The organism is Streptomyces tendae (assembly GCF_014650435.1).
In the GTDB taxonomy this organism is placed as follows: domain Bacteria; phylum Actinomycetota; class Actinomycetes; order Streptomycetales; family Streptomycetaceae; genus Streptomyces; species Streptomyces tendae.
This window is the reverse complement of sequence record NZ_BMUY01000001.1, coordinates 886,479-907,839: the sequence shown is the minus strand read 5'-3', so window position 1 is coordinate 907,839 and position 21,361 is coordinate 886,479. Positions and strand designations below refer to the sequence as shown.

At 72.4% G+C, this 21,361-nt stretch carries 19 protein-coding genes; 11 read left to right on the top strand and 8 right to left on the bottom strand.

From position 1 onward, the window contains the following. Positions 1–22 precede the first annotated feature (22 nt). Entirely contained in the window at positions 23–1,384 is a 1,362-nt protein-coding gene (locus IE258_RS04170; RefSeq protein WP_189738988.1) for an FtsW/RodA/SpoVE family cell cycle protein, read from the top strand. Then, entirely contained in the window at positions 1,381–2,838 is a 1,458-nt protein-coding gene (locus IE258_RS04165; RefSeq protein WP_189738986.1) for a penicillin-binding transpeptidase domain-containing protein, read from the top strand. Before IE258_RS04170 ends, IE258_RS04165 begins: the two co-directional genes overlap by 4 nt. A 9-nt stretch (positions 2,839–2,847) precedes the next feature. Here the strand turns inward: IE258_RS04165 and IE258_RS04160 are convergent, their stop codons facing one another. Then, the gene (locus IE258_RS04160; protein ID WP_042825176.1) at positions 2,848–3,447 is read right to left on the bottom strand and encodes a Uma2 family endonuclease; all 600 of its coding nucleotides are present in this window, start codon (positions 3,445–3,447) and stop codon (positions 2,848–2,850) included. A gap of 236 nt (positions 3,448–3,683) precedes the next feature. On the opposite strand from IE258_RS04160, the gene IE258_RS04155 reads away from it, so the two are divergent. From IE258_RS04155 to IE258_RS04140, 4 genes are all read left to right on the top strand, one after another. Beyond that, entirely contained in the window at positions 3,684–4,622 is a 939-nt protein-coding gene (locus IE258_RS04155; protein ID WP_189738983.1) for an AurF N-oxygenase family protein, read from the top strand. A 177-nt stretch (positions 4,623–4,799) separates the two neighbouring features. Continuing rightward, positions 4,800–5,453, top strand: a complete 654-nt coding sequence (locus tag IE258_RS04150) for a TetR/AcrR family transcriptional regulator (RefSeq protein WP_159328488.1) — start codon at positions 4,800–4,802, stop codon at positions 5,451–5,453. A 51-nt stretch (positions 5,454–5,504) separates the two neighbouring features. After that, complete coding sequence (locus IE258_RS04145; RefSeq protein ID WP_189738981.1) at positions 5,505–5,828, top strand: DUF8847 domain-containing protein; 324 nt, start codon at positions 5,505–5,507, stop codon at positions 5,826–5,828. Positions 5,829–5,931: 103 nt separating this feature from the next. After that, on the top strand, positions 5,932–7,089 hold the full coding sequence (locus tag IE258_RS04140) for a C40 family peptidase (protein ID WP_189738978.1): 1,158 nt from the start codon (positions 5,932–5,934) through the stop codon (positions 7,087–7,089). Here IE258_RS04140 and IE258_RS04135 read toward each other — a convergent pair. Genes IE258_RS04135 through IE258_RS04115 form a run of 5 tightly spaced genes read right to left on the bottom strand, consistent with a single transcriptional unit; the run spans position 7,053 to position 12,976 of the window. Then, complete coding sequence (locus tag IE258_RS04135; protein WP_189738975.1) at positions 7,053–8,315, bottom strand: styrene monooxygenase/indole monooxygenase family protein; 1,263 nt, start codon at positions 8,313–8,315, stop codon at positions 7,053–7,055. The two genes, IE258_RS04140 and IE258_RS04135, sit on opposite strands and share 37 nt — an antisense overlap. Positions 8,316–8,360: 45 nt before the next feature. Next, a complete protein-coding gene (locus IE258_RS04130; protein ID WP_164458683.1) occupies positions 8,361–9,002 on the bottom strand; it encodes a GTP-binding protein in 642 nt (213 codons plus the stop codon). Then, entirely contained in the window at positions 8,983–9,435 is a 453-nt protein-coding gene (locus IE258_RS04125) for a DUF742 domain-containing protein (protein WP_189738972.1), read from the bottom strand. The genes IE258_RS04130 and IE258_RS04125 overlap by 20 nt, the downstream gene beginning before the upstream one ends. Beyond that, positions 9,432–9,944 (bottom strand): roadblock/LC7 domain-containing protein, encoded by a 513-nt coding sequence (locus tag IE258_RS04120; protein ID WP_179235461.1) that lies wholly within the window; start codon positions 9,942–9,944, stop codon positions 9,432–9,434. The genes IE258_RS04125 and IE258_RS04120 overlap by 4 nt, the downstream gene beginning before the upstream one ends. Further along, the gene (locus IE258_RS04115) at positions 9,941–12,976 is read right to left on the bottom strand and encodes a nitrate- and nitrite sensing domain-containing protein (RefSeq protein WP_189738969.1); all 3,036 of its coding nucleotides are present in this window, start codon (positions 12,974–12,976) and stop codon (positions 9,941–9,943) included. Before IE258_RS04115 ends, IE258_RS04120 begins: the two co-directional genes overlap by 4 nt. A gap of 453 nt (positions 12,977–13,429) precedes the next feature. On the opposite strand from IE258_RS04115, the gene IE258_RS04110 reads away from it, so the two are divergent. Next, on the top strand, positions 13,430–14,221 hold the full coding sequence (locus tag IE258_RS04110; protein ID WP_189738966.1) for a protein phosphatase 2C domain-containing protein: 792 nt from the start codon (positions 13,430–13,432) through the stop codon (positions 14,219–14,221). 17 nt (positions 14,222–14,238) lie between these two features. On the opposite strand, the gene IE258_RS04105 is transcribed toward IE258_RS04110, so the two are convergent. Next, positions 14,239–14,733, bottom strand: a complete 495-nt coding sequence (locus IE258_RS04105) for a MarR family winged helix-turn-helix transcriptional regulator (protein ID WP_189738963.1) — start codon at positions 14,731–14,733, stop codon at positions 14,239–14,241. A gap of 250 nt (positions 14,734–14,983) precedes the next feature. Here IE258_RS04105 and IE258_RS04100 point away from each other — a divergent pair, with 250 nt between their 5' ends. After that, on the top strand, positions 14,984–15,811 hold the full coding sequence (locus IE258_RS04100; protein WP_189738960.1) for a lysozyme: 828 nt from the start codon (positions 14,984–14,986) through the stop codon (positions 15,809–15,811). A 76-nt stretch (positions 15,812–15,887) separates the two neighbouring features. Here IE258_RS04100 and lon read toward each other — a convergent pair whose 3' ends face one another. After that, positions 15,888–18,311: an endopeptidase La gene (lon, locus tag IE258_RS04095; protein WP_189738957.1), complete on the bottom strand. Its 2,424-nt coding sequence runs from the start codon at positions 18,309–18,311 to the stop codon at positions 15,888–15,890. 179 nt (positions 18,312–18,490) lie between these two features. Here lon and IE258_RS04090 point away from each other — a divergent pair, with 179 nt between their 5' ends. The 3 genes from IE258_RS04090 (at position 18,491) to IE258_RS04080 (ending at position 21,170) form a co-directional block, all read left to right on the top strand. Then, positions 18,491–19,198 carry a spermidine synthase family protein gene (locus IE258_RS04090; protein WP_189738954.1) on the top strand — a complete coding sequence of 236 codons (708 nt, stop codon included), beginning with the start codon at positions 18,491–18,493 and terminating at the stop codon, positions 19,196–19,198. A 113-nt stretch (positions 19,199–19,311) separates the two neighbouring features. Further along, a complete protein-coding gene (locus tag IE258_RS04085; RefSeq protein ID WP_003973686.1) occupies positions 19,312–20,046 on the top strand; it encodes a response regulator transcription factor in 735 nt (244 codons plus the stop codon). Continuing rightward, positions 20,043–21,170, top strand: coding sequence for a sensor histidine kinase (locus tag IE258_RS04080; protein WP_109033387.1), 1,128 nt, complete (start codon positions 20,043–20,045; stop codon positions 21,168–21,170). Before IE258_RS04085 ends, IE258_RS04080 begins: the two co-directional genes overlap by 4 nt. Positions 21,171–21,361 lie beyond the last annotated feature (191 nt).

Below are 21,361 nucleotides of genomic sequence, written 5' to 3'. Positions count from 1 at the left end.
ACCATTTGGGTAAGTTCCGGACATGACCAAGGCCGGAACCGGAACCGGGATCACCGTGGCACAGGCGGACACCCCCGCTCCCGTCGCCCGGCTCCCCCGGCGCCGGGGCATCGAACTCGCGCTGATCGTCGTGGCCGTCCTGCTGTCGGTCTTCGGCTACTGCAACGTCGGCCTCGCCCAGCAGGGCGCCCTGCCGCCCGGCGCCGCCGGTTACGGCGCCGGGCTCGGCGTGCTCGCGCTCGTCGCCCACCTGGCGGTACGGCTGCGCGCCCCGTACGCCGACCCGCTGCTGCTGCCCATCGGGGTGCTGCTCAACGGCCTCGGCCTGGTGCTGATCTACCGGCTCGACCTGGAGACGCCGGGCGACCGGGCGGCCCCGACCCAGCTGGTCTGGTCGACGCTGGGGGTCGCGCTGTTCATCGTGGTCGTCCTGCTCCTGCGCGACCACCGGGTGCTGCAGCGCTACGCCTACGTGTGCGTCGCCGCGGCGCTCGCCCTGCTCACCGTGCCGATCTTCTTCCCGGCGGTGAACGGCGCCCGCATCTGGATCCGGATCGAGGGCTTCTCCATCCAGCCCGGCGAGTTCGCGAAGGTGCTGCTCGCGGTCTTCTTCGCCGCCTACCTGGCCGCCAACCGCAGCGCGCTGGCGTACGCGGGGCGCAGGGTGTGGCGGCTGCAGCTGCCCACCGGCCGGGTGCTCGGCCCGATCCTGGCGGTGTGGCTGGTCAGTGTCGGCGTCCTGGTCCTGGAGCGGGACCTCGGCACCTCGCTCCTCTTCTTCGGTCTGTTCGTGGTCCTGCTCTACGTCGCCACCGGCCGCACCGGCTGGATCGCCGTGGGGCTGCTGCTGGCCTCGCTGGGCGCGGTCGCCGTGGGCTGGCTGGAGCCGCACGTGCACAGCAGGGTGGAGGACTGGCTGCACCCCTTCGCGTCCATCGAGGCGGGCGACGGCCCGAACCAACTGGCCCAGTCCCTCTTCGCCTTCGCGGCGGGCGGGGTGACCGGCACCGGTCTCGGCCTCGGCCACTCGGTCCTGATCGGCTTCGCCGTCAAGTCGGACTTCATCCTGGCGACGGCCGGGGAGGAGCTGGGCTTCCTCGGCCTGACCGCCGTCTTCCTGCTGTACGGGCTGCTGGTGGAGCGCGGCTACCGGGCGGGCCTGGCCGCCCGCGACCCCTTCGGCCGGCTGCTCGCGGTCGGCCTCTCCTCGATCGTGGCGCTCCAGGTGTTCGTCATCGCGGGCGGGGTGACGGGGCTGATCCCGCTGACCGGCATGGCGATGCCGTTCCTGGCGCAGGGCGGGTCCTCGGTCGTCACCAACTGGGCCATCGTGGCGCTGCTGATCCGGGTCAGCCACGCGGCCCGGCGCGGGACCCCCTCGTGACCCGGAACATCCGGCACGCGGCCGTCTTCTGCGCCCTGCTGCTGGTCGCCCTGGTGGTCAACGCGGCCCGGGTGCAGATCGTCCAGAAGCCGGAGTACGACGACAACCCAGCCAACCGCCGCCCCGACATCGCCCGCTACCAGCAGCCGCGCGGCGACATCCTGGTCGGCGGCAAGGCGGTCACCGGTTCTCGCGACACCGGCGAGCACCTGCGTTTCGAGCGGACCTACGCGAACGGGCCGATGTACGCGCCGATCACCGGCTTCGCCTCCCAGGCGTACGGGACGACGCTCCTCGAGCAGGCCGAGGACGGACTGCTGTCCGGCGCCGATCCGATGCTCGCGCCGCTGCCGCTGTGGAACGACGTCACGGGCGCCCACAACCCGGGCGGCGACGTCGTGACGACGATCGACGGGGCCGCGCAGCGGGCGGCGTTCCAGGGGCTCGGCGGGCGCAAGGGCGCGGTGGCCGCGATCGAACCGGCCACGGGCCGCATCCTGGCCCTGGCCTCCACCCCCTCCTACGATCCCCAGCTGCTGTCCGGCAACAGCGCGGCCGCCACCCGCACCTGGAACCGGCTGAACGCCGACCCGGACAAGCCGATGCTCAACCGGGCGGTGAGCCGGACCTATCCGCCGGGTTCGACGTTCAAGGTGGTCACCGCGGCGGCGGCGCTGGACGCGGGTGTGATCCGCGACCTGGACGCGCCGACCCGCTCCCCCGACCCGTACACCCTGCCCGGGACGCGGACGACGCTCACGAACGAGGCCGACGGCTGCCGGAACGCCTCGCTGCGGGAGGCGTTCGAGTGGTCCTGCAACACGGTGTTCGCGAAGCTCGGCGTGGACGTGGGCGTGACGGACATGACGGCCATGGCGGAGGCGTTCGGCTTCAACGACGACGGGCTGCGGGTCCCCTTCCCCGTCGCACGGAGCACCTTCGACACCTCGGTGGACCGGGCGCAGCTCGGCCTGTCGTCGATCGGGCAGTACAACACGCGGGCGACGCCGCTGCAGATGGCGACGGTGGCGGCGGCGGTGGCGGGCGGCGGTCAGGTGCGCTCGCCGTACCTGGTGGAGCGGACGCAGCGGGCGGGCGGCAGCCTGGTCGCGGCGGCCGGGTCGCGGCCCTCCCGGGAGGTGATGCGTCCCTCGACCGCGGCGCTGCTCAAGGAGCTGATGACCGGCGTGGTGGACAAGGGCACCGGCGCGAAGGCGGCGATCCCGGGTGCCGTGGTCGGCGGCAAGACCGGCACCGCCCAGCACGGCGTCGGCAACTCGGGCACGCCGTACGCGTGGTTCATCTCCTGGGCGCGGGGCGCCGGCGACGTGGAGCCGAAGGTCGCGGTGGCGGTGGTGGTCGAGGGCTCGGCGGCGGACCGCGGCGGCATCAGCGGGGGCGGGCTCGCGGCGCCGATCGCGCGGGGGGTGATGGAGGCGGTGCTCGGGAGGTGAGGTAGGGGGCTATCGGCGACGGTTCACGGCGGTGAGGTCAATGTCGATGAGGAAGGGGACGGTGAGTTTGAGGCGGTTGTGGAAGATGCCGGTCAGAGCGTAGGCCTGCGTGGCAGGGTCGACCTCGTAGACGTAGACGACCGGAAGTCCCTGATTCTCCTCAACACGCCAGTAGTAAGGAATGCCCGCCCGCGCGTATTTCGGCGGCTTCACCTCTCGGTCCCGGTCCTCCGATTCCTCGGACACGACCTCGACGGCAATCACCACGTCTTCCGGCCGGTACCAAGTCTGCTTCGGACCGGTGTCGGCATCCGCATGGAACACGAGGACGTCGGGCTCGGGCCGGTTGCGCTTGTTGAGCTTGATGGTCATCTCGCGGATGACGTCCAGCTCTTCCGGCGCCTGCGCCAGCAGGGCGTTGTCCAACAGCCGGATGACACGTGAGTGGAAATTGGTCTGCGGACTCACGAAGACGAGGCTCCCGTCGATCAGCTCCGTGTGCGGAGGCAGGTTGGGAAGCTCGTCGAGGTCGTCCGCCGTCCAGCCGCCCTCCGGCGGACGGGGCCACTCGTAGTCGTCGTCCAGCCCGTAGTCACGCGCGGCGCTCATGATCGCTCCCATGTACCGGAGTCTGACGGACACGGCCAGCGTACCCAGCACGAACGCCGACGGGGCGCTCCATCGGGTGGTCCCGCGCCGAGGCATTGACGGCGCCCCACCTTTACTCGCGGTCAACAAGTTCCGCGCAGGGGATTGACGAGCTTGCTGACACGCAGTCTCATAAGACCCAGCAAGCTGGAGTGACCGCGGGTAACACGATCCGTTCGACGAGGTGGGACACAGCCATGACGACGCTGACGGAAGCCGACGCGCTCGAGGGCCTGCGCGACGCGCTCGGCCTGCTCAAGGACCGGGAGCAGGTGGCCGAACGGCTGCTCGACTCGTCCGCCAAGCACTCCTTCGACCCGGACAAGGAGCTGGACTGGGACGCGCCGTTCGAGGACGGCAAGTGGTTCTGGCCGCCGGAGCTGGTGTCGCTGTACGACACGCCGATGTGGCAGCGGATGAGCGAGGAGCAGCGCATCGCGCTCTCCCAGCACGAGGCCGCCGCGCTCGCCTCGCTCGGCATCTGGTTCGAGCTGATCCTCATGCAGCTCCTCGTCCGGCACATCTACGACAAGGCGGCGACGAGCGCCCACGTGCGCTACGCGCTGACCGAGATCGAGGACGAGTGCCGGCACTCGAAGATGTTCGCCCGGCTGATATCGCGTGGCGAGACCCCGTGGTACCCGGTGAGCCCGGTCCACCAGCACCTCGGCCGCCTCTTCAAGACGATCTCCACCACGCCCGGCTCCTTCACCGCCACGCTGCTCGGCGAGGAGGTCCTGGACTGGATGCAGCGGCTGACCTTCCCGGACGAGCGGGTCCAGCCGCTGATCCGGGGCGTCACGCGCATCCACGTCGTCGAGGAGGCCCGGCACGTGCGGTACGCCCGTGAGGAGCTGCGCCGGCAGATGGTGACGGCCCCGAAGTGGTCGCAGGAGTTCACCCGGGTCACCTCCGGCGAGTTCGCCCGCGTCTTCTCCAAGGCGTTCATCAACCCCGAGGTCTACACGAACGTCGGCCTGGACAAGCGGGAGGCCCTGGCCCAGGTCCAGGCCAGCGGCCACCGCAGGGAGATCATGCAGACCGGCGCGAAGCGCCTGACGGACTTCCTGGACGACATCGGCGTACTGCGCGGAGCGGGCCGCAAGCTGTGGCGCTCCTCGGGCCTCCTGGCGTAGCCGCCCCGGCTGCGGCCAGTAGGGCCGCTGGGGCGGTCCCCCCAGCTGCGGGCAGTCGTGCCGCTGGGGCGATGGGGGTCCCCCCCGCTCGAGCGAAGCCGAGAGTGGGGGAGGGTGGGCGCAGCGGCACCCCACAACGCCGGGCTGCGCGCTCCCCCGCCCGGTTACCCTGCGGACATGAACCCGCAGGCCCCCACCCCCGCCTACCGCCGCCTCAGCGTCGAGGAGCGCCGCATCCAGTTGCTGGACGCGGCGCTCACCCTCTTCGCGCACCGGCCCCCGGAGGAGGTCTCCCTGGACGACGTGGCCGAGCAGGCCGGGGTCTCGCGGCCGCTGGTGTACCGGTACTTCCCCGGCGGCAAGCAGCAGCTGTACGAGGCCGCGCTCAGGTCCGCCGCCGACGAGCTGCGGCTGTGCTTCGACGAGCCCCGCGAGGGCCCGCTGCTGGCCCGGCTCTCCCGCGCCCTGGACCGCTACCTCACCTTCGTCGACCAGCACGACACCGGCTTCAGCGCCCTGCTGCGCGGCGGCAGCGTGGTGGAGACCTCGCAGACCTCGGGCATCGTGGACGGCGTACGCAGGGCCGCGGCCGACCACATCATGCGCCACCTGGACGTCACCGAGCCCGGCCCCCGGCTGCGGATGACCGTCCGGATGTGGATCACGGCGGTGGAGGCGGCCTCGCTGATCTGGCTGGACGAGGACAAGCAGCCGCCCGTGGACGAGCTGCGGGACTGGCTGGTGGAGCAGTTCCTCGCGGTGCTGACGGTCACCGCCCGCCGCGACCCGCAGACCGCGACGCTGGTCGAGGCGCTGGCGGCGGATCTCTGACCCGGGGCGGCGGCTTCCGGCGCCGGCGCGCCGATCACCGACACTGGTGGCGTGAAGAGCGAAGACACCCCCTTCGAGGGCGGCCCCATGGACGGACGCGTGCTGCCCGTCCTGGTCGGGATGACCGGGCACCCGCCGAAGACGTACCGCATCCCCGTACCGGACCCGGACGGCGGCCCGCCCACCGTGCTGGTGTACCGGAGGGAGCCCCGGGACACCAGGGGCGGGCTGCGGTTCGCCCGCTGGAAGTACGCCTACGACCCCTCGGGCCGGAAGGGCTCGGGCCGCAGGTGGCCGTGGTCGAAGCCGGACCGCGCGGCGGCCGCCGATCCAGACGCCACGCCGCCCGGCAAGCCGGACGACGCGGACGGGTGACCTCGTTGCGCCGATCCGCGCACACTCGGCGCGCGCGGCCCGCGCACCCGCCACATGCTCGCCGTGCGGAGCGGACCCACCGCCCCGCACCGGAGGTGATGGCATGTCAGGAAGGCTCCTGCGTCTGGTGTGCACGGCGGCGGTGGCGGCCGGGATCGTCCTCGCGCCCGTGCCCGCCGCGGCCGAACCCGCGCCCGGCACGGCCGACGACCGCACCGTGGCCGGACTGCTGACGGACCTTCAGCAGCTGTACCGGGAGGCGGAGAAGGCCACCGAGACCTACAACGGCACCGAGGAGCGGCTGCGCGAGCAGCGCGCCGAGGTGCGGCGGCTGGACACCGAGCTGGCCCGGACCCGGACGTCCCTGCACGACAGCCGTGGCGCGGCCGGGCGGCTGGCCCGGCAGCAGTACCAGAGCAGCAGCGGCCTCTCCCCCTACCTGCGGCTGCTGCTGGCCCGCGACCCGCAGCACGCGGTCGACCAGGGGCATGTCATCGGCCGGCTGGCCCGGGAACGGGTCGAGACAGTGGGCCGCCTGACGGGCGACGAGAAGAAGGCGGACGAACTGTCACGGCGCTCGCGCGAGGCCCTGGGCCGGCAGGCCGCCCTCGCCGAACGCCAGGAAAGGGAACGGGACGGCGTACGCGAACGCCTGCGCGCCGTGGAAGCGATGCTCGCCTCCCTCACCCCCGAGCAGCTGGCCGCGCTGGACGAGCTGGAGAGCAGCGGGATCGCCGAGGAGCAGGAGCGGTTCCTGGCGTCCGGCGCACTCGGCGACGACGCCAAGCCGTCGGCCGGCGGCGAGAACGCGGTGCGCTTCGCGGTGGAGCAGCTCGGCAAGCCGTACGAGTGGGGCGCCGAGGGCCCGGCGTCGTACGACTGCTCGGGGCTGACCTCCGTGGCCTGGGAGCGGGCCGGGACGCCGATCCCGCGCACCAGCCAGGAGCAGTGGGCCCGCCTCGACCACGTGCCGCTGGACGAACTGCGCCCCGGTGACCTGGTCGTGTACTTCCCCGAGGCCACCCACGTGGCGATGTACCTCGGGGACGGCATGGTCGTCCAGGCACCGCGCCCCGGCGCCGACGTCAAGGTGTCGCCGATCGCCGCCAACCCGGTGCTCGGCGCCGTACGCCCCGACCCCGGCGGGGATCCCGTACGGCGCTACACGCCACCGAGGCTGCCCGCGGGGGCGACGGACGGGTCCGACGAGGGGTACGCGGCCTCCTACGCGCCCGCGGCGCCCGAGACCTCGGCCAGGTAGCCCTCGGTCTTCGCCGGGTCGTAGAAGAAGTTCTCGAAGTCCGACGGGTCGTTGAAGCCGTTGGCGAAGCGGTCGGCGATGGGCTGGAGCTGCGTCGCCGCGCCGAACAGGTTGAGGATGTGCTCAGGCGGCGGGGCCAGCATGGTGTTGGTCCACTTGGTGACGTGCTGGGCGGTCTCCCAGTAGCGGTCGAAGGTCTGCTGCATCCAGGTCTCGTCGAACTCCTGGTCCCCGTGCTCGATGATCGAGCCGAGGTAGGAGGCGGCGCACTTGGAGGCGGAGTTGGAGCCCTGGCCGGTGATCGGGTCGTTGGCGACGACCACGTCGGCCACGCCGAGGACGAGACCGCCGCCGGGGAGGCGGCCGATCGGGTTGCGGACGGTGGGGGCGTAGCGTCCCGCCAGGGTGCCGCCGGCGTCGGTCAGTTCGACCTTGGTGGCCCGCGCGTACTCCCACGGGAGGAACTTCTCCATGAGTTCCAGGGTCAGGGAGAGGTGCTCCGCGGGGTCCTTGACGTCCTTGAAGGCGTCCAGCGGGCCGCCGGGTATGCCCTCCCAGAAGAGGATGTCGGCGCGGCCCGAGGTGGTGAACGTCGGCATGATGAACATCTCGCCCACGCCCGGCACCAGGTTGCAGCGCACGGCCTCCGTCTCCGGGTGCTCGGGCCGCGGGCCCATCCCGTGCACGTAGGCGACGGCGAGGGCGCGCTGCGGCTCGCTGTACGGCGACCGCTCCGGGTCCCGGCCGAACATCTGGACCAGCTCGCCCTTGCCCGCCGAGACCAGGACGAGGTCGTAGGCGCGGGAGAAGTAGTCCAGGTCGCCGACGGCCGCGCCGTGGATGACCAGCTGGCCGCCGCGCTGCGCGAAGGTCTCCATCCAGCCGGCCATCTTCACCCGCTGGTCGACCGACTGCGCGAAGCCGTCGAGGCGGCCCAGCCAGTCGATCGCGCGCTGCGAGGGGCCCGGGTCGAAGGAGCCGGGGGCCGCCACCGAGACGCCGAGCCCCTCGATCTTCGGGGCCTGGGACTCCCAGAAGTTCAGCTGGAGATCGCGCTCGTGCTGGAGTGCCGTGTGGAACATGCACTGCGTCGACATGACCCGGCCGGTGCGGATCTCGTCCGCGGTCCGGTTGGACATCAGGGTGACCTCGTAGCCGTGCGACTGCAGGCCGAGGGCGAGCTGGAGACCGGACTGGCCGGCTCCGACGACGAGTATCTTCCGCATGCGGTGTTCCGTCTCCTACTCGAGGGCGTGTGGACGAGGGTTCGTCTACTCGGGTGTTTCGTCGAGCGCGTGGCCCACGAGGGACAAGAGGGTCTCGATGGCCGAGATCCGACGGCGCGCATCCATGATCATTACAGGTATGTGCGCCGGGATCGTCAACGCCTCCCGCACGTCGTCCGCCTCGAACAGCTCGCTGCCGTCGAAGTGGTTGACCGCGACGACGTACGGCAGTCCGCAGCTCTCGAAGTAGTCGAGGGCCGGCCAGCAGTCCTTCAGGCGCCGGGTGTCGGCCAGGACGACGGCGCCGATCGCGCCGCGCACCAGGTCGTCCCACATGAACCAGAACCGCTGCTGGCCCGGGGTGCCGAACAGGTAGAGCACCAGGTCGTCGTCGAGTGTGATGCGGCCGAAGTCCATGGCCACGGTGGTGGTGAGCTTGCCCGGGGTGGCGGTGAGGTCGTCGGTCTCCTCGCTCGCCTCGGTCATCAGCGCCTCGGTCTGCAGAGGCGTGATCTCCGAGACGGCGGTGACCAGCGTGGTCTTGCCGACGCCGAAACCTCCCGCGACGACGATCTTCGTGGCGACCGGCGCACGGGTGGGATCCGTCTGCCAGGGCTGCACGGGCCCGTCGGTGTCGACGAGCGGGGGGACGCCGAACGCGGCGGCGTCAGAGACGACGGAGTCCACTGAGCACCCTTTCGAGCAGAGCGCGGTCCGGGCGGCCCGTGCCGTGGCCGGTCCCGGTGCCGTACACACGGATCTTTCCCTGGTCCGCCAGGTCGCTGAGGAGCACCCGGACCACGCCGAGCGGCATCTTCAGCAGGGCGGCGATCTCGGCCACCGTACGCATCCGGCGGCACAGTTCGACGATGGCCCGCATCTCCGGCATCACGCGGGAGGTGAGGCCGCCGTTCGTCAGCTCCTTGCGCTCCTCGGCGGCTTCGAGCGCGGCGGTGCCCGCCGTGGCGCCGACGAACGTCTCGACGAGCAGCACGTGGCCGAAGCGGGTGCGGCCGCCGGTGAGCGAGTAGGGGCGTACGCGGGCCGGTTTGCGGTCGGCGCCGCGCACGGGGAGGTGGCCCCGGCCGTTCTTGCCGGGTTCTCCGGGACTGCTGCTCATCGGGCGCTCCCCGTCGGCTGGGACGACTCGGACTCCAGGGACTTGCGCAGTTCGCTGCGGAGTTCGGGGGTCAGGACGTGGCCGGCCCGGCCGACGAAGAGCGCCATGTGGTACGCCACGACGCTCATGTCGCACTCCGCGGAGCCGTGCACCCCGAGCAGCGAGCCGTCGCTGATCGACATCACGAACAGGCTGCCCTCGTCCATGGCGACCATCGTGTGCTTCACGGGGCCGAAGTCCATCAGCCGGGCGGCGCCGATGGTCAGGCTACCCACGCCGGAGACGACGGTGGCGAGGTCGGCGGCGGAGCCGCGCGGGCCCGCCCGGGGCGTCTCGCGGACCTGCCGGGCCTCCTCGTTGCGGCCGGGGTCGGAGGACAGGAGCAGGAGCCCGTCGGAGGAGACCACGGCGACCGACCGGATGCCGGGCACCTCCTCGACGAGGTTGGTCAGCAGCCAGTGGAGATTGCGGGCTTCACTGCTCAGTCCGAAGGTACTGGGCGCGGTCAACTGCTTGCCTCCTCGACAGTGCCCCCCGTGGCTTCTTCGGTTGTGTCCGCGTCGACCGGCGCCTGCTGCGGTCCGGTGCGGTCCGCGATCTCCGCCTCGACGTCGCGGCGGCCCGCCTCCGCCCCTCGGCGGAATCCGCCCAGCCGGCGGCGGAGCGCGTCGGCGTCGACGGATCCCGAGGTGCGCGGCCGCGGCACCGCGGCGGGGGTGGTGAGCTTCGGGGTCCGCTTGGGCAGACCCTTGTCGGTGACGGGCTCGGCGGGCTCGGAGCCCTCGGTGCCCTCGGAGCCTTCGGCGCGGTCGGCGTCCCCGACGCGGCCGGTGCCCTCGTCCGGGGTGCGGTCGTGGGCGTCGGGGCCGATGGCGTAGGGGTCGGAAACGGGCTCCGCCGGGGTCTCCGGCTCCGCCAGGGCCGGGAGGAAGAGGGCCATCGTCGCGTCGTCGGGGAGGTCGCTGCCGGGGGCGGCGGCACCGTCCCCGGGGGCCTCCGCGTCCCGGTCGTGCGGCTCCGGGGCGGGCGCGTCGTCCGGGGTGCCGGGGCCGTCGGGAGCGGGATCCTGGGCGCCGGGTTCCTGGGCGCCGGGGTCCGGTGTCTCCGAGCGGACGGGGTCCGCTTCCGTGGCCTCGTCGGCGGCCGCGTCGGCTCGGGACGCGTCCTCCTCGGCACGGCGTACGGCGTCCTCCTCGGCACGGCGTACGGCGTGCTCCGCCGAGGCCACCAGCGGGTCGGTGCCGGGCTCCGGTTCCGGGTCGGCTGCCGTCCCGGCGTCCCGGTCCGCCCGTACCGCCTGCTCCGTCCGCCCGTGCAGGACGTTGGAGTTGGCCTCCGCGTCCGCGCCGGGCAGGGAGAAGGAGCCGGTGCCGTCGGACACCGGCACGGTCGGGGCCAGCGCGGCCGGCGGCGCCGCGGCGAGCAGGGGGCTCGGGAGGACGACGACGGCCGCGACGCCGCCCTGCTTCTGCTCCCGCAGCCGTACCCGCGCCCCGTGCCGGTGGGCGAGCCGGGCGACGACGTAGAGGCCGAGCCCGAGACCGTCCTCGCCCTCCTGGTCGAACGGCGCGTCCGGGTCGAAGTCGGTGAGGCGGGCGTTGAGCCGCTGGAGGCGTTCGGTGGCCATGCCGATGCCCTCGTCCTGGACGGAGAGCATCACCTCGCCGTTCTCCAGGAGCCAGCCGGAGACCTCGACGGGCAGGTCCGGCGGCGAGAAGGAGGTGGCGTTCTCCATCAGCTCGGCCAGCAGGTGGGACAGGTCGTCGGCGGCGAACCCGGCCACGTGGGCGTGCGGCGGCAGCGCGGCGATGCGTACCCGCTCGTACCGCTCGATCTCGCTCACCGCGGCCCGAACCACGTCGACCAGCGGCACCGGCGAGGCGCTGTGCTGGACGTGCTCGGTGCCGGCGAGGACGAGGAGGTTCTCGCTGTGCCGGCGCATGACCGTGGCGAAGTGGTCGAGCTTGAACAGGGTGGCGAGGCGGTCGGGGTCCTGCTCGCGCTCCTCCAGGCCCTCGATGACGGCGAGTTGCCGCTCGACCAGGCCGAGGGTGCGCAGCGCCAGGTTGACGAAGGTGGAGCCGATGCTCTTGCGCACCACCTCCAGCTGGGCGGCGGACTCGGCGAGTTCGGCGCGCAGTTCCTCGCGGGCGTCGGCCATCTTCTGCCGCTGGCCGACCAGGTGCTTGCGGTCGGACTCCAGCGTGGCGACCCGTCCGGCGAGCGTCGCGGCGTGCGTGTGCAGGGCGTTGACGGAGCGGACGACCTGCGCGAACTCGTCGTTGCGGCCGGTGAAGGCGATCGGCTCCTGAGCCGTCGCGTCCTCCGCCTCGGCCAGCCGGGCCGAGCCGCGGCGCAGCACCGACAGCGGGCGGGTGAGGGTGCGGGCCAGTGCGGTGGCGATGCCGACGGCGAGCAGGATGAGGGCGCCGAGGACGGCGATCCGGATCTCCAGCGCGGTGACGTCGTCGTCGCGCAGCCGCTCCAGGGCCTGGACGCGCTTCTCGTACAGGGCGGACTCCGCGCCGCGCATCGCGTCCACGCGGGCGGAGAGCGCGGCGTCCAGCCGCTTGGTGCTGGTGCGCAGGTCGCCGTCGGAGAGGGTCGGTTCGTCGGTGAGTCCGGCGAGGTACTTCTCCGCGGAGTTGACCTCGGGCCCGGCGACGGTGGCGTCGAAGCTGCTCCGCGCCTCCTTGGGAGCGCCCTCGCGGAAGTCGGCGAGGGCCGCGTCGGAGCGCACCCGGGCCTGCTGGGCGGCGGCGGCGAGGGCGTCGCGCTGCTCGGCGTCGGCGTCCGAGGTGGTGGTCGTCTCGGTCGGCAGGCCGGTGACCGGGTCGATGACGGTCTCGGTGCTGCTCGGCACGTTCAGGGCCGCCAGCAGCAGACCACGGGTGGCGGCGGCCTGCTGGACGGCGGTGTCCAGCTCGGCCAGCGCGTACGCGCCGGAGCCCGCGCGGGGCGGCATCTCCTCGCCCAGCTTCTCGGCCAGGGCGTGGAGTTCGGTGATCGCCTCCGAGTACGCCTCGTGGGCCTGGAGCGCGGTGCTCTTGCCGGTGAGGGCGGCGCGGCGCAGGGCGGCGACGGCGTCGAGGTCCTCGCGCAGGGAGGCGGGCGTGTCGGGGTCGGCGCGCAGCTCCTCCACCTGCCGGTCGACGCGGGCGCTGCGCTGCTCGGAGGGTGCCTTGGACTTGGGGCGGCCCGCCGCGATGTACGGGGTGACCTCGTCCCGCTCGTCGGCGAGGGAGTGGGCGAGGGTCAGCGCGCCCTGGGTCTGCTCGGCGAGCGTCACCAGTTCCTGCGAGTCGTGCAGTTGCCCGGAGGCGGCCACGACCGAGGGGGCTCCGGCCCCGGCGACCGCGGCCGCCACGACCGCCACCGCCACGATGAGGCGGTTGCGCACGTGGGTGCGACGGCCCTTGCCGACCGGGGCCTCCGGCGGCTGCGGAGGGGTGGAGGTGCCGGGGGTGCGCTCCGCGCTCCCCGCGGGGGCCGTCTGCTTGCCTGTGCGACGAGGCCGCGTCTTCTGCACCGGTGCTCGCATTCCTGACTCGTGTACCCGTGGTTCCGGGTGGCGCTCCGTCAACTGGCCGGCCGGGGGCGCGTGCACCCTCCGCCGGGCGCTGGGCTGTTCCCCGGCCGCCGACAGCGCGTCGGGCGGGGAGACCGCGTGAGCGGGGCAGTCCCCCCACCGGTTCCCGACCCTCCCAGTGCCGGTGGGCGGTGAGCGCGCATCATCCGAGCCGCCACCCGAAGGAGTGAACCCCGGAGGGGAGTTGAGGAGCAAGTTCCCGTGGCTCGTGCCGCACGGTTGCCCGGCGAGCCGGTTGGACGTCTGCGACGGGCGGTGGCACTATGTGCCGCCACGCGCCGCCGGAGGATGTGATTCCCCCTCAAATCAGGCGCCTGACCTGCGCCGCCGCGTCGATTCCGGGAGAATCCGAGGAAGGTGCCAGCCTTCTGCGAACGCTGTGAAGGCCTCGTGCAGACTGGCCGGATGCGTACGGAACTCGTCTCGGAACCAGGCCTCGCCGACCAGCCCAACGAGGACTTCGCGAGCGTCGGACTACCGGCCTCGGGACGGGGTGGTTCACTCGTCGTCCTTGACGGTGTGACACCGCCACGGACCGCGACGGGCTGTCTGCATTCCGTGCCCTGGTACACGGCGCGCCTCGGTGGGGCGCTGACCGAACTGACCGTTTCACTCCCGGATCTTCCCCTCGCCGAGGCCCTGTCCCGCGCTATCGCTCGTACCGCGGCGGCGCACGCGGAAACCTGTGACCTTTCTCACCCGCGCACTCCGCAGGCAACCGTGGTCCTCGCCCGCTGGTCCCCGGCCGCCGTCGAGTACCTGGTCCTCTCCGACTCGGCCCTGCTGCTGGAGGCCCCCGACGGCACCCTCACCCCCGTCCTGGACGACCGGCTGGCCCGGCTGCCCCGCTCGGCCCTCGCCACGGACGCGCTGGTGGACGCCAACCTGCGCAACAGGGAGGGCGGCTTCTTCACGGCCGCGGCCGACCCCGCCGTGGCGGCGCGCGCCGTGACGGGGGCGCTGCCGCGCGCCGGGGTTCGGACGCTGGCGGCGCTGACGGACGGGGCCGCGCGGTGGGTGGAGAAGTTCGGGGAGGGCGACTGGGCGGACTGCCTGGCACTGGTGCGCAAACAGGGCGCCCAGGCACTGGTGGACCGGGTGCGGGAGCTGGAACGCGCGGACGCGGCGGGCGACCGGGCGTTCCTCGGACGCAGCAAGACGCACGACGACGCGACGGTGGTCTACGCCGAGTTGTGAGCCGGACGGCGCCGGTACTACTTCTCCATCCCCCGGTTGAGTTCGTGCAGCAGCCGGGCCAGTTCCGTCACCTCGCGGGGGTCCCAGTCGGCGAGCCGGCGGGCGTACCGGGCGCGGCGGGCCTCCCGGACCCGGCCGACGCGTTGCTGGCCCTCCGGGGTCAGGGTGACGAGCCAGGCCCGGCCGTCGGCAGGGTCCGGCTCGCGGGCGACGAGCCCGAGGTCCTCCAGCGCGCGCAGCTGGCGGGACATGGTCGCCTTGCCGACGCCGATGAAGGCGGCGAGGTCGGTGGCGCGCTGGCCGCCGCACTCGCCGAGCCGGACGAGCAGTCCGTACGCGGACGACTCCAGATCGGGGTGGACCTCCCGGGCCATCTCGCCCTGGTTGGCCCGGGCCCGCCGCAGCAGGACCGTCAACTCCCGCTCCAGGGCGAGGAACTCGGGTTGGTTCACACCACTGCCGGACAGGTGGGATTCGCCTCCGCGACCGCCGCCGTTCCCGTCTTCGTGCACGTCAGCCCCTGCCTCGATTTTTCCGGTCCTGAAAGTTTCCGCCGCGGGCCGCCATCGCCGCAGCTCGCCAAGTATTTCGCAGGCTTAGACCAACGGCGGCTCCCGGCCCTCTTCCACCCGCTGTTTCTACGTGCGTAGAGTCTTCACCGGACCTCCGGATGGCATGCGCACGCCATTCCCGTGCCATCCAGGGGTTCTCCCCACTCGCGCATCCCCCACCGAGCACCACCGAGCCATCGGAGGGCACGTCATGCTCGTGCACAGATCCGGATCGGCCCGCGGGCGGCGGTTCGCCGTCACCGGGATCCTGCTCGCCGCGTTCTCCCTCGTGTTCACCCTTCCCGCCGACGCCTCGTCGTCCGCGGACGTCCCGGCCCGCGGCTCCGCCCACATGGGCATGGGCGTCGCGGCCCACGACGGCGAACACGGCACCCCCGTCCCGGGCCGCGCGGCCCAGACGGAGGGCGTCGACGTCTCCAGCCACCAGGGCAACGTCGCCTGGTCGACCCTGTGGAACAGCGGCGTCAAATGGGCCTACGCCAAGGCCACCGAGGGGACGTACTACACCAACCCCTACTTCGCCCAGCAGTACAACGGCTCCTACAACGTCGGCATGATCCGGGGCGCCTACCACTTCGCCACCCCGGACACCACGAGCGGCGCCACCCAGGCCAACTACTTCGTCGACCACGGCGGCGGCTGGTCCAGGGACGGCAAGACGCTGCCGGGCGCGCTCGACATCGAGTGGAACCCCTACGGCGCCACCTGCTACGGCAAGTCGCAGAGCGGGATGGTCTCCTGGATCCGCGACTTCCTGAACACCTACAAGGCCCGCACCGGCCGCGACGCCGTGATCTACACGGCCACCAGCTGGTGGACCCAGTGCACCGGCAACTACGGCGGTTTCGCCGCCAACAACCCGCTGTGGATCGCCCGGTACGCCTCCACGGTGGGCACGCTGCCGGCCGGCTGGGGCTACTACACGATGTGGCAGTACACGTCGTCCGGTCCGACGGTCGGCGACCACAACAAGTTCAACGGTGCGCTGGACCGGGTCCAGGCGCTCGCGAACGGCTGACGCACGACGCGTACGGCGACGGCCCGGACTCCACACGGAGTCCGGGCCGTCCCCTTTCCTCATCCGGTCGCGTCCGTCACGCCGCGACCGGAACCTCGCGCTCCGCACCGTTGGTCGCCGGTGCGAGCGCCAGTTCCAGCACCTGGCGGACGTCGGTGACGGCGTGCACGTCCAGCTTGTCCAGCACCTCCGCAGGGACGTCGTCCAGGTCGGGCTCGTTGCGCTTGGGGATGATCACCGTGGTGACCCCTGCCCGGTGCGCGGCGAGCAGCTTCTGCTTGACCCCGCCGATCGGCAGCACCCGCCCGGTCAGCGAGACCTCGCCGGTCATCGCCACGTCGGTGCGGACCAGCCGGCCCGAGAGCAGCGAGGCGAGGGCCGTGGTCATGGTGACGCCGGCGCTCGGACCGTCCTTGGGGACCGCGCCCGCCGGGAAGTGGATGTGCGCTCCCCGGTCCTTCAGGTCGCCCACGGGCAGTTCCAGCTCGGCGCCGTGGCTGCGCAGGAAACTCAGCGCGATCTGCGCCGACTCCTTCATCACGTCGCCCAGCTGACCGGTCAGGGTCAGTCCCGCCGCGCCGGTCTCCGGGTCGGCCAGCGACGCCTCGACGTACAGGACGTCGCCACCCGCGCCGGTGACCGCGAGGCCGGTGGCCACGCCGGGCACCGCGGTGCGCCGCTCGGCCGGGTCCTGGGCGGACTCGGGCACGTGGTGCGGCCGCCCGATCAGGCCGCGCAGGTCGCCCTCGGTGACGGTGAACGGCAGCTCCCGCTCGCCCAGCTCGTGCTGGGCCGCCACCTTGCGCAGCAGCCGCGCGATGGACCGCTCCAGGGTGCGTACGCCCGCCTCGCGGGTGTACTCGCCCGCCAGCTTGCGCAGCGCGCCCTCGTCGACGGTGACCTCGTCCGCGTCGAGTCCGGCCCGCTCCAGCTGGCGCGGGAGCAGGTGGTCACGGGCGATGACGACCTTCTCGTCCTCGGTGTAGCCGTCGAGGCGGACCAGCTCCATGCGGTCGAGCAGGGCCTCCGGGATGGCCTCCAGGACGTTGGCGGTGGCCAGGAAGACCACGTCGGACAGGTCCAGCTCGACCTCCAGGTAATGGTCCCGGAAGGTGTGGTTCTGGGCCGGGTCGAGGACCTCCAGCAGGGCGGCGGCCGGGTCGCCCCGGAAGTCGGAGCCCACCTTGTCGATCTCGTCGAGCAGGACGACCGGGTTCATGGATCCCGCCTCCTTGATCGCCCGCACGATCCGGCCGGGCAGCGCGCCGACGTACGTACGCCGGTGGCCGCGGATCTCGGCCTCGTCGCGGACGCCGCCGAGGGCGACGCGGACGAACTTGCGGCCCATCGCGTGGGCGACGGACTCGCCGAGGCTGGTCTTGCCGACGCCGGGCGGGCCGACCAGGGCGAGCACGGCACCGCCGCGCCGGCCGCCGACCACGCCGAGGCCCCGGTCGCCGCGCCGCTTGCGCACGGCCAGGTACTCGGTGATGCGCTCCTTCACGTCCTCCAGGCCCGCGTGCTCGGCGTCGAGCACCGCCTGGGCGCCCTGGATGTCGTAGGCGTCCTCGGTGCGCTCGCTCCACGGCATCTCCAGGACCGTGTCGAGCCAGGTGCGGATCCAGGAGCCCTCGGGCGACTGGTCGGAGGACCGCTCCAGCTTGTCGACCTCCTTGAGCGCGGCCTCGCGGACCTTCTCGGGCAGGTCGGCGGCCTCCACGCGGGCCCGGTAGTCGTCGGACTCCTCACCGTCCTGCTCGCCGTTGATCTCGCGCAGTTCCTTGCGGACGGCTTCGAGCTGGCGGCGCAGCAGGAACTCCCGCTGCTGCTTGTCGACGCCCTCCTGGACGTCCTTGGCGATGGTCTCGGCGACGTCCTGCTCGGCGAGGTGGTCGCGCAGCTGCTGGGTGGCGAGCTTGAGACGGGCCACCGGGTCGGTGGTCTCGAGCAGCTCGACCTTCTGCTCGGTGGTCAGGAACGGCGAGTAGCCGGAGTTGTCGGCGAGCGCGGACACGTCGTCGATGGCCTGGACCCGGTCGACGACCTGCCAGGCGCCGCGCTTGCGCAGCCAGGCGGTGGCGAGCGCCTTGTACTCCTTCACCAGCTCGGCGACCTGGCCGGGCAGTGGCTCGGGGACGGTCTCGTCGACGCGGGTGCCCTCGACCCAGAGCGCGGCGCCGGGGCCGGTGGTGCCGGCGCCGATGCGCACCCGGCCCCGGCCGCGGATCAGGGCGCCGGGGTCGCCGTCGGCCAGGCGGCCGACCTGCTCGACCGTGCCGAGCACGCCGGTGGCGGCGTGGGTGCCGTCGATGCGCGGGACGAGGAGGACGCGGGGCTTGCCGGGCTCGGACCTGGCGGCGGCCTGGGCGGCCTCCACCGCGGCCCGTACCTCGGCGTCGCTCAGGTCCAGGGGGACGACCATGCCGGGCAGGACCACTTCGTCGTCGAGCGGCAGCACGGGCAGGGTGAGCGGTGTGAAGGCGGCGGACTCAGCAGCCATGATCTCCCCTTCGGCAGTCAAGTTGAGTTACATCGACTCAATGAAAGGGAGCCCCGGATTGTTCCCCAAGGTCTGTTCGCTGTGAGCGATCAGGTGCGGGGGGTTGCTTCGCGCCCTTCGAGGACAGCACCGTCGTACCGGTTCGCATTCCTCCGGCCGGGCGATGCCAGGATGGGCCGATGCCCCTCACTACCCACGACTCCCCCGAGGCTTCCGAGGCGCCCGAGGTGCTGGACCGTCGCGAGGGCCCGTACGGCGAGGTGGTCCTGCGCCGGCACGGGACGTTGCTGCAGATCATCGCGAACGGCTGCTTCCTGATGGACACCTCCGACGGCCGTTCGGAGCGGCGCCTGGTCGACGCGGCGGCCGACGCGCTGACCGCCTCCGGCGGCCGGACCGCGCCGCACCTCCTCATCGGCGGACTCGGCGTCGGCTTCTCCCTCGCGCACGCGGCCGCCGACCCCCGCTGGGGCCGGATCGCGGTCGTCGAACGCGAGCGCGCCATCATCGACTGGCACCGCTCCGGACCGCTGGCCGCACTCTCCGCCGACGCACTGGCCGACCCGCGCGCGGAGATCGTCGAGGCGGACCTGGTCGGTTACGTCAATGAGACATCCGACACGTACGACGCCCTGTGCCTGGACATCGACAACGGCCCCGGCTGGACCGTCACCGAGGGCAACGACGGGCTGTACGCGCCGTCCGGACTGGCGGGCTGCGCGCGGCTGTTGAGGCCCGGCGGGGTGCTTGCCGTATGGTCCGCGCAGCCCTCTCCGGAATTCGAAGAAACCTTGCGTAATGCCGGTTTCCAACAGGTGCGTACCGAAGAGATCCCCGTTGCCCGGGGCGTTCCGGACGTCGTGCACATCGGCGTCGGGCCTGGATAGCAAAGGCGCGGTGACTCCCCGTACGCTGCTGCCCTGACGCGGATCATTCAAGCGTCAAGCGCAGTCATGGGATCACCCCACGGATTCCGGAAAGCACACCTCAGGGGCGGGCGATGGAGCAGACACAGACCTCCCACAACGGCACGGCCACCCAGGGCGCCCAGCGTCGGGTGCTGGTGGTCGAGGACGATCAGACGATCGTGGACGCCATCGCGACCCGTCTGCGCGCCGAGGGATTCCTGGTGCAAACGGCGGGCGACGGTCCGTCCGCCGTCGACACGGCCGAGGCTTGGCAGCCCGACCTGCTGATCCTCGACATCATGCTGCCCGGCTTCGACGGCCTGGAGGTCTGCCGGCGCGTGCAGGCCCAGCGGCCGGTGCCGGTGCTGATGCTCACCGCGCGCGACGACGAGACGGACATGCTGGTCGGCCTCGGCGTGGGCGCCGACGACTACATGACCAAGCCGTTCTCGATGCGCGAGCTGGCCGCCCGGGTGCACGTGCTGCTGCGGCGGGTGGAGCGGGCCGTGGTGGCCGCCTCCACGCCGCGCAGCGGCATCCTGCGCCTGGGTGAACTGGAGATCGACCACGCGCAGCGCCGGGTGCGGGTGCGCAGCGAGGACGTCCACCTCACGCCCACCGAGTTCGACCTGCTGGTCTGCCTGGCGAACACCCCGCGCGCGGTGCTCTCCCGCGAGCAGCTGCTCGCCGAGGTGTGGGACTGGGCGGACGCCTCCGGCACCCGGACCGTGGACAGCCACATCAAGGCGCTGCGCCGGAAGATCGGCGCCGAGCGCATCCGCACCGTGCACGGCGTGGGATACGCCTTGGAGACACCGACGCCATGAGCAGCAGAGGACGGGAAGCCGCACGGAGGAGCCCCGGCCCTCGGACCACCGGGGAGCCCTGGGGCGGCGTGCGCCCGTTCTCGATCAAGACCAAGCTGGGCGCGCTGGTCGTCACGTCGGTGCTGATCACCACCGGCCTGTCGGTGATAGCGGTGCACACCAAGACGGAGCTGCGGTTCATCACGGTCTTCTCGATGATCGCCACGCTGCTGATCACGCAGTTCGTGGCGCACTCGCTGACCGCGCCGCTGGACGAGATGAACGCGGTGGCCCGGTCCATCTCGCACGGCGACTACACCCGCCGGGTGCGCGAGAACCGCCGCGACGAACTGGGCGACCTGGCCGTCACCATCAACCGCATGGCCGACGACCTGGAGGCCCAGGACCTCCAGCGCAAGGAGCTGGTGGCGAACGTCTCGCACGAGCTGCGCACCCCGATCGCGGGCCTGCGCGCGGTGCTGGAGAACATCGTCGACGGCGTCACCGAGGCCGACCCGGAGACCATGCGCACGGCGCTCGGGCAGACCGAGCGGCTCGGCCGGCTGGTGGAGACGCTCCTCGACCTCTCCCGCCTGGACAACGGCGTCATACCGCTGCGCAAACGCCGCTTCGAGGTGTGGCCGTACCTGTCCGGCGTACTGAAGGAGGCCAACATGGTCGCCTCCGCGCGCGCGGGCATCGCCTCCGGCTCCGGCAGCCACACCCGTACCGACGTGCACCTGGCCCTGGACGTCTTCCCGCCGGAGCTGACCGCGCACGCCGACCCGGAGCGCATCCACCAGGTCGTCGCCAACCTCATCGACAACGCCGTCAAGCACAGCCCGCCGCACGGCCGGGTGACGGTCCGGGCGCGGCGCGGAGAGCTGCCCGAGTCCCTGGAGCTGGAGGTGCTCGACGAGGGACCCGGCATTCCGCGCTCTGAGTGGCGCCGGGTGTTCGAGCGGTTCAACCGGGGTTCGGTGTCGCGGCCGCACGGTCCGGGCAGCGACGGAGGCACCGGCCTGGGCCTCGCGATCGCGCGCTGGGCGGTGGATCTGCACGGCGGCCGGATCGGGGTGGCCGAATCCGAGCGGGGCTGCCGCATCCTCATCACTCTTCCGGGCCTGCCGTCGACGTCCGGTTGACGTAGGCTTCGAAGCGGAGCCTCAAGATCCACTGCGTCCGCGCTGGCAGACACGTGTGATCAGGCACGGGCCCGCGTTTTCCAGGCGCCGGGTCCCGGTCTCCCGATCCCGCACGCAGCAGAACCTCGCTTGTTTCCCGCCATTTCCAGCGCCGAAACGCGGTCTGCAATGTGACTTACACGACGATGAAC

What these genes read in the sequence shown, in the direction of transcription:
- IE258_RS04170 (WP_189738988.1), top strand. Translation starts at nt 23, where the DNA reads ATGACCAAGGCCGGAACCGGAACCGGGATCACCGTGGCACAGGCGGAC.
- IE258_RS04160 (WP_042825176.1), bottom strand. Translation starts at nt 3,447, where the DNA reads ATGAGCGCCGCGCGTGACTACGGGCTGGACGACGACTACGAGTGGCCC.
- IE258_RS04155 (WP_189738983.1), top strand. Translation starts at nt 3,684, where the DNA reads ATGACGACGCTGACGGAAGCCGACGCGCTCGAGGGCCTGCGCGACGCG.
- IE258_RS04150 (WP_159328488.1), top strand. Translation starts at nt 4,800, where the DNA reads ATGAACCCGCAGGCCCCCACCCCCGCCTACCGCCGCCTCAGCGTCGAG.
- IE258_RS04140 (WP_189738978.1), top strand. Translation starts at nt 5,932, where the DNA reads ATGTCAGGAAGGCTCCTGCGTCTGGTGTGCACGGCGGCGGTGGCGGCC.
- IE258_RS04135 (WP_189738975.1), bottom strand. Translation starts at nt 8,315, where the DNA reads ATGCGGAAGATACTCGTCGTCGGAGCCGGCCAGTCCGGTCTCCAGCTC.
- IE258_RS04125 (WP_189738972.1), bottom strand. Translation starts at nt 9,435, where the DNA reads ATGAGCAGCAGTCCCGGAGAACCCGGCAAGAACGGCCGGGGCCACCTC.
- IE258_RS04115 (WP_189738969.1), bottom strand. Translation starts at nt 12,976, where the DNA reads ATGCGAGCACCGGTGCAGAAGACGCGGCCTCGTCGCACAGGCAAGCAG.
- IE258_RS04110 (WP_189738966.1), top strand. Translation starts at nt 13,430, where the DNA reads ATGCGTACGGAACTCGTCTCGGAACCAGGCCTCGCCGACCAGCCCAAC.
- IE258_RS04100 (WP_189738960.1), top strand. Translation starts at nt 14,984, where the DNA reads ATGCTCGTGCACAGATCCGGATCGGCCCGCGGGCGGCGGTTCGCCGTC.
- lon (WP_189738957.1), bottom strand. Translation starts at nt 18,311, where the DNA reads ATGGCTGCTGAGTCCGCCGCCTTCACACCGCTCACCCTGCCCGTGCTG.
- IE258_RS04090 (WP_189738954.1), top strand. Translation starts at nt 18,491, where the DNA reads ATGCCCCTCACTACCCACGACTCCCCCGAGGCTTCCGAGGCGCCCGAG.
- IE258_RS04085 (WP_003973686.1), top strand. Translation starts at nt 19,312, where the DNA reads ATGGAGCAGACACAGACCTCCCACAACGGCACGGCCACCCAGGGCGCC.
- IE258_RS04080 (WP_109033387.1), top strand. Translation starts at nt 20,043, where the DNA reads ATGAGCAGCAGAGGACGGGAAGCCGCACGGAGGAGCCCCGGCCCTCGG.